Raw genomic sequence first — 6075 nt, forward strand, 5'->3', positions numbered from 1 at the left:
TCAGCGCCTACGCGTTATCGCCCCAGTTCTCCCACAGCAGCGTGATCGTGCCGGTCACCGCGATCGTGCCATCGGCGTCGATATCCGTGCCGGTGGCGAAGGCCAGGTTAAGATAGAGGTCGACCGGCGTCGCCGTGCCGTCGAGCGTCAAGGCGGCGGCAATGTCGGCGGTGGAGGCGGAAGACAGCGCGGCGCCCGTGCCGTCCAGCGTGCGGGCGGTGGAGGCCAGCACATTGACCATGGTGCCGGCGAGCGTGGCGCTCGACGCCGCGGCGGAGCCCAGCGACCAGGTGAGCGCGGCGTTGTCGTTGATGGTGGAAGCGCGCGTGGTCAGCACCGCGAACTGCAGCCTGGCCGTTCCGCCCTTGATGCGCACCTTGCCGTCGGTGAAATCGAAAATCTTCTGGCTCGCATAGGCGAGCGCATCGGTTACCGGCACCTGCATGCCGGCGAAGGTGAAGACGGTGCGGTAGGAACCGCCCTGCCCGCTGGTCACGGCCTTGAGGCCGAGCTTGGGCGGCGCAAGGCCGGCCTCGCGGGCAGCGGCGCGGGCAAGGGTCCGGGGAAGTCCTCGGGTCATGTCGTTTCTCCATTCCTGGGGGGAATTTTCTGGGGGTGAGGCGTGGTTCGCGTGGCGGAGGAAGGCCAATTGGACTCCGGACAACGACCGCCCGCGGCGGCGGCGGAAGTCCTGGCGCTGATCGGCCTGCTGCATGCAGGTTATCGACGCGGTCCTAGGCATCTTCGCCGGCTGATTCCGCCAGCGGGGCTAAACCATTGTTCGCGTGGTCTTTCCGGTTTGGAAACCATGGCGTTCAACCGCCGCGAAACCGTGATTCACTTCGTGAGCCGCTCCGCCGCCGTTCCGCCGTAATGCGACCGCAGTTCAGCTTCGTTCGCCCCCGTCGTCAGTCCCTGGGGCTTCAGAGGAGTTCTAGTGATGATCATCAAGAAGGCCATTCTGGCCGTGCTCATGACCGCGGCCCTTGCCGGCTGCGAGACGCAGACCGAAGGCCAGCAGCGGGCCACCACCGGCGCGCTGATCGGCGGCGCCGGCGGCGCGCTGGTCGGCCAGGCGATCGGCGGCAACACCAAGAGCACGGTGATCGGTGCCGCGAGCGGCGCGCTGCTCGGCGCCGTCGTCGGGTCGGCCACCACGCCGCAGCGCCGCGGGCAGCAGCTCTGCCGTTACCAGGATCGATATGGCCGCATCTACACCGCGCCCTGCGACGACCGGTATTACAACGGCGATTATTGATCGTATCGGCTTTGCCTTCTCCCCGTTTCACGGGGAGAAGGTGCCCGCAGGGGCAGATGAGGGGCAGCGCCAGGGTTTGAAACGCTGGCGCTGTCGAGCGCTCAATCCGTAGCCCATCTATGGGCGCATCTAGAATGAGCGCACCGGGAATGGTGCCCCTAAATCTTGTCGACGCCTGCGGCTGATAAATCAGCTTGGTGAGGACATCGGAAGCCTCATGCCGCCTACTCTTCCGCTCGCGCCGCCTTACGCAAATCCCCGATAGTTCGATTCCAAAAGCGCACCAGTTCAAAATGCTCTTACCTGGTCACCCAGATCTTGTTATCCAGACTGACTGGATCACCTCCAACGATGACAGGTGTAATCTCAAACAATTCCATACCTTTGGGGCGCGAATATCCATTTTGATCGCTCATATTCATTCCGCCAACCAAGAAAATAGATCGGCAAGGTCACGCGCTATTGTCTCAGCGGATTCCCGATCCATACCTATGAATGGGACACGTACGATTGGCATGGCTGGATCTTCAGTGTCAAAGCCATAGCCTTCACCTCCGCCGCTCGAGGCGAACAAGAGGATGCCTGGCGCATATTTTTCGACTTCATATTCTCGGTTGAAATCGGCCAATTCTTCAGCCTTAAAGAAAACAATGTAGTTATCGTGAACAAAACCTTCGCCCCCATTATGCTCTTTGAGGAAGTCGGTGTAGTCTCTAGGTAGCTCGATTCCCAAGCGTGCAGACAGTCCATCGACGATTGCGGAATCAGCAGGCGCGTCCAACCGTCCCTCGGTTAAGATATATCTCACTGCTATCCTCACTAAATCGAAACTGACCCCAGCCAAGTTGGCCGACATCGCTCAATGAAGCTCCGGTAAAATCCTCTCATCGAGGAATTTGAGACGGCCAGCCAGCATTTCCGCATTGGCGGGAGTTGCATCGACGTTGACCGATCACGTATGTCCATCCATGTCGTGAGAGGGGTGACCGCAAACATCAATGGCCTACCTCCAACGAAGGCGGCCGCGTACTTCCAAGCGCCCCAAACTACATCGCTGGATCGAACTACAGAGTAAACTCGTCGGCGTCTCAGCCACCCTTGAGGTTCACGGGCGTGCCCGGCGGCAGACCTTTTACCTTGGCTATGACCTGCCCCATGATGTGCCAGTACACTTCCAGGTCCGTTATTTCCATGTTGGAAATGTCGTCTTCGCCGCCGAGGAAAAGCGGCTTTTTGTAGCCGACGCATTGGTCATAGGCTGGCTGTGCCCCGCCACTCGGCAACCAGTCCTCTGCATATATGTTCGCAGCCAACGCTGCATCGGGATTCTCAATCACCAGTGCTTCATGGAAAGTCTCGATGTTGGCTGGTATTTCGAGAGCCTTGGCGGTACCCGGCTCGAACAGGACGACACCAGGCTGACCCTGCTCCAGCCTCTGATTGTCGATCGCGAACGCTGAGCCTTGCCAGTCGTAACCAAAGCAAGCGACCCGCCCATTGGTCTCCGGAAATCCCAAGTTTATCCTGGCGTTCCAGACCGGAATATCCTGCCCACGGATGATGCGGTACAGGCCTTGCTTGAAAGAGCTCCCTCCGAAATCGCGCAAGAGCTCGTTCAAGCTGGCGATCCCGGTGGCTGGGCTGGCCATTCCTGGATCCTCAGCTACCCTGCTATCGATTGCGAAGCTCTGTCGGAATTTTTCGAACACTATCGCTCTCCAATTGTGACCTTATTAATTACGGTTCCGATGGGTAAGTCTTTTATTTGATTCCAAATCTGTGCGCCTAAACTTCGATTTACACTCGCATCCAACGGCATGAAATTAGACAGAGCGTGAAGGCCTCCCAGCTGCAGGTCAATCATATGATCGATATCGCTGCCGAGTGGAATGAACAAACTGGCGTCCTTGAAGATTCTCCTAGCCGATTTCCCAGCGCGGACCGCATGGCTAACCACGGTGGCGGCCTCCGTCAATATTTTTACCTTTAGATCAGCTGCCGCTCGCTGCGCCGCGGTCCAGTGAGACATATAGGTCAGATGTAGATCTTGGCCGCCAGAACCTTCATTGGTTAGGCCGCGTTCCGTCGCTGAGCCTGGGTTAACCTCTGCGGTCGGTCGATTCGGTGCACCTTCCGGGGTTGGTGGGTTTGATGGCTGCTGGGCAGAAAGGCCATCCGCGGCGGCCGCCTCCTCACCAACAAGCTGCTGGCCTACGGGCGGATCGGCTATCCTGGAGGAAGAGTAGGCGTTTGAGCCACCTCCGATCGTGTCCGAAGCGGCACCGCCAAATAACTTTGCGGCAATCTGCCTGCCAACCGCGCTGAGACCCTCAGCAAAGGCATTGCCGCCAGCATTCCCAAAAGCGCCATTGATGACACCCCAGGGGACGCTCTCACCGGTATTGTAGGCGTATGCCCCACCATAAGCGCCGCCGGCGACGCCCTCCACTGCGGTTCGAGTACCGAGGCCAGCCAAACCGCTACCTTCAGTCGCGACGCTGACCCCGACCCCACCAAGAGCGCTGTACAGGCCTCTGGCGAGGCCATAGCCTGCCAAGCCAGCCCCGAGACCTTCCGCAACCCAACCGGCCCAGCCGGCACGGTCCTCTGCATCCTCCGTTTCAGCCTGCTCTCGGGCCAGACGCTGCTCGTAGCTCTCGCCCGATCCTGAGGTGGCCAGCCCAGCGACAAGACTGTCCGCGCCCCCGGCGGTCGCGCCCTTGGCAATGGTCCTGCCGATATCGCTAAACGCAGTGACAGGTTGCTGCAGCCACCACGACATGGTGCTGTATTGGGCTCGGGCCGGATGTTCCCCGATCCAATCCATCTCGCCTTTCAGCTTGGTGATCTGACTGTCCAACGCCTCTGGTGTGATGCTGGGATCTTGGGCCGCTTGTGCACGCAACCTGGCTTCCGCGGCCAAGGAAACCTGCCGGGCCATTGCCCCGCGTGCGGCCGGGTCACGAACCGCAAGGACAAGCGAACTCAACTCGGCAAGACGCTCGTTGAATGGCTTGCTCGGGTCGATGTATTCCGCAGCCTGCCGGTCGGCAAAATCCCAAGGCAGCGGCAATCTTTTATCGAAACCCAGCTGCTGCTGGGCTGCTCCCACCCAGTTGACGGCAGCCTGTAATTCCTCGGGCGTTTTGACCTTGCTCCAGTCCGGAGCATCGCCGCGAAACACCTCACTGACGTAAGCGACAGGATCGGCGGCGCGGGCGGCCATGATCAACTGGGCGGCGCCGACCTTGATGTCGTAGCGGTCGCGCGCTTCCGGTGAACTGCCGGGCCTGGGCCTGGAGTGCAGGAGCTCGGCACGGATCGCCTGGTTCGACGCCGCATGCATGTCGGAATAGGCTTTGCCGATGCCTGTGTTGATCCGGAATAGTTTGAATCGTTCTGGGCCCAGGTCGGCGCCGTAGACTTGGACGAAGTCCTGCGCGGTTGGTTCTTCCTCGGGATATTTGCCGGTGGCCGCGATGACGGACGGCGCGGTCTGCTCGGCAAGCATGACCCGCGCATTGGCACCGACCATCTGGGCCGCGGTGGCGTTGTTGGCCTGAGCCTTCAGCGCAGCGATATCGCCGGGTTTCAGGTAGGTGATGGCATCGAGCGGTATAGCTGCGTCGCTGCCCGGCCACGGGCGTTCGCCGAACGCTTGCGCCACCGTCTCATCCGGCGTTTTTTGGCCATTTACCGCAGCTTTTTCGTCCCGAGCCACAGCACCAAGCTGCGCCCGCACCGTCTCGCCCATGCCGTCGCTGGCCACCGGGCCGGCGCTCAGCATCTCGGCGGCGCGGCGCGGGTCCTGCGCGATCAGCGCTTGCATGCGCTCTTTCGCCGTACGGGCGAGCCAGTCGGCTTCGGCCAGCGCCTTGGCTCGCGGGTCAAGGTCCATCTTGGCGATGAGATCGAGGCCGGCCTGCCGGGAGGCGTCGAAGGCGGCGGTGTCGTTCGGGTCGCTTTGCGCGACGTTGCTGAGTACGGCGGTGTGAACCTCCGCCACCTGGTCCTGCTCATATTGCTTGCGGCGCTGATTTTGCTGCGCCGCCATGCGCCGCCCGCCGACCGCGCGAAGCGCCTCCTTGCGCGCCACAAGGCCGGGGCGGACCTCGGGCGGCAGCTGCTTCAGGAAATTGCCGAACAGCGTGTCGAACAGGCCGGTCTTCACCACCTGGCCGGTGTATGGATCGACCTGGCCATACATGGCATCGTGCAGGCCGGCGCCGTCGGCGGGCGAATTGGCCACGGCATCGGCCTCGGCCTTGGCGAGTTCGCCGTTCAGCCGGCGCGCGGCGATCTCGGTGTCGAAGGCCTGCTGCTGCGCCTTGCGCTGCTCGTAGCGCTCGGCCGCGGCCTGCCACCGGTCGCCGAATTGCTGCATCGCCTCGCCGACCGGCGAGGAGTCCGGATATTGCACCGCATTGCCGGTATCGAGCCGGCGCTCGCCGACGAACAGGGGGATGATGTGGACCATTTGGCTGTTTCCTGCTCGGCGATTTTGGAAGACGCGCGCGGCGACGGGCCGCAGTGGATGGCGGCCGGTTCGGCGGTGCGGATGGTGAGGGTTCGGCTGGAAAGTGGTGGAGGGAGTAAGTTGGTCGTTAGGCGCAGCGCACGCGACAGCTGATCTCCCCCTCGTGGGCAGGGGAATCGCATATGGGTTTTTGGGACTTGAAGTTGGCTTGAGAGGCAGTCGAATTGAGGAGAGACTGCCATTTCGAGCCTTGAGAGCTATTTCGGCGCGCTGCCCGATCCGCGCGCTGGCAACGCCACGCATCGGCTTGGCGACCTGATCGTGATGATGATCGCCGCAA

At 61.6% G+C, this 6075-nt stretch carries 5 protein-coding genes; 1 reads left to right on the forward strand and 4 read right to left on the reverse strand.

Features of this window, described 5'->3' with window-relative positions; translation table 11 throughout:
* Positions 1-7 precede the first annotated feature (7 nt).
* On the reverse strand, positions 8-580 hold the full coding sequence (locus EN869_RS20625; protein ID WP_127227262.1) for a hypothetical protein: 573 nt from the start codon (positions 578-580) through the stop codon (positions 8-10).
* A gap of 360 nt (positions 581-940) precedes the next feature.
* On the opposite strand from EN869_RS20625, the gene EN869_RS20635 reads away from it, so the two are divergent.
* Positions 941-1258, forward strand: coding sequence for a YMGG-like glycine zipper-containing protein (locus EN869_RS20635; protein ID WP_127227260.1), 318 nt, complete (start codon positions 941-943; stop codon positions 1256-1258).
* A 418-nt stretch (positions 1259-1676) separates the two neighbouring features.
* On the opposite strand, the gene EN869_RS20645 is transcribed toward EN869_RS20635, so the two are convergent.
* From EN869_RS20645 to EN869_RS34500, 3 genes are all read right to left on the reverse strand, one after another.
* Positions 1677-2114, reverse strand: coding sequence for an SMI1/KNR4 family protein (locus EN869_RS20645; RefSeq protein WP_245489431.1), 438 nt, complete (start codon positions 2112-2114; stop codon positions 1677-1679).
* Between the two features lie 232 nt (positions 2115-2346).
* Positions 2347-2967: a T6SS immunity protein Tdi1 domain-containing protein gene (locus EN869_RS20650; protein ID WP_127227259.1), complete on the reverse strand. Its 621-nt coding sequence runs from the start codon at positions 2965-2967 to the stop codon at positions 2347-2349.
* Entirely contained in the window at positions 2967-5735 is a 2769-nt protein-coding gene (locus EN869_RS34500) for a hypothetical protein (protein WP_189341239.1), read from the reverse strand. The genes EN869_RS20650 and EN869_RS34500 overlap by 1 nt, the downstream gene beginning before the upstream one ends.
* Positions 5736-6075: the final 340 nt, after the last annotated feature.

Origin of the sequence: Mesorhizobium sp. M2D.F.Ca.ET.226.01.1.1, from assembly GCF_004022705.2 — a bacterium.
Classification (GTDB): Bacteria; Pseudomonadota; Alphaproteobacteria; order Rhizobiales; family Rhizobiaceae; genus Mesorhizobium.

Bases quoted from the DNA above. Each gene is read 5' to 3' on its own strand.
- EN869_RS20625 (WP_127227262.1), bottom strand. From the start codon at position 580: ATGACCCGAGGACTTCCCCGGACCCTTGCCCGCGCCGCTGCCCGCGAG.
- EN869_RS20635 (WP_127227260.1), top strand. From the start codon at position 941: ATGATCATCAAGAAGGCCATTCTGGCCGTGCTCATGACCGCGGCCCTT.
- EN869_RS20645 (WP_245489431.1), bottom strand. From the start codon at position 2,114: ATGTCGGCCAACTTGGCTGGGGTCAGTTTCGATTTAGTGAGGATAGCA.
- EN869_RS34500 (WP_189341239.1), bottom strand. From the start codon at position 5,735: ATGGTCCACATCATCCCCCTGTTCGTCGGCGAGCGCCGGCTCGATACC.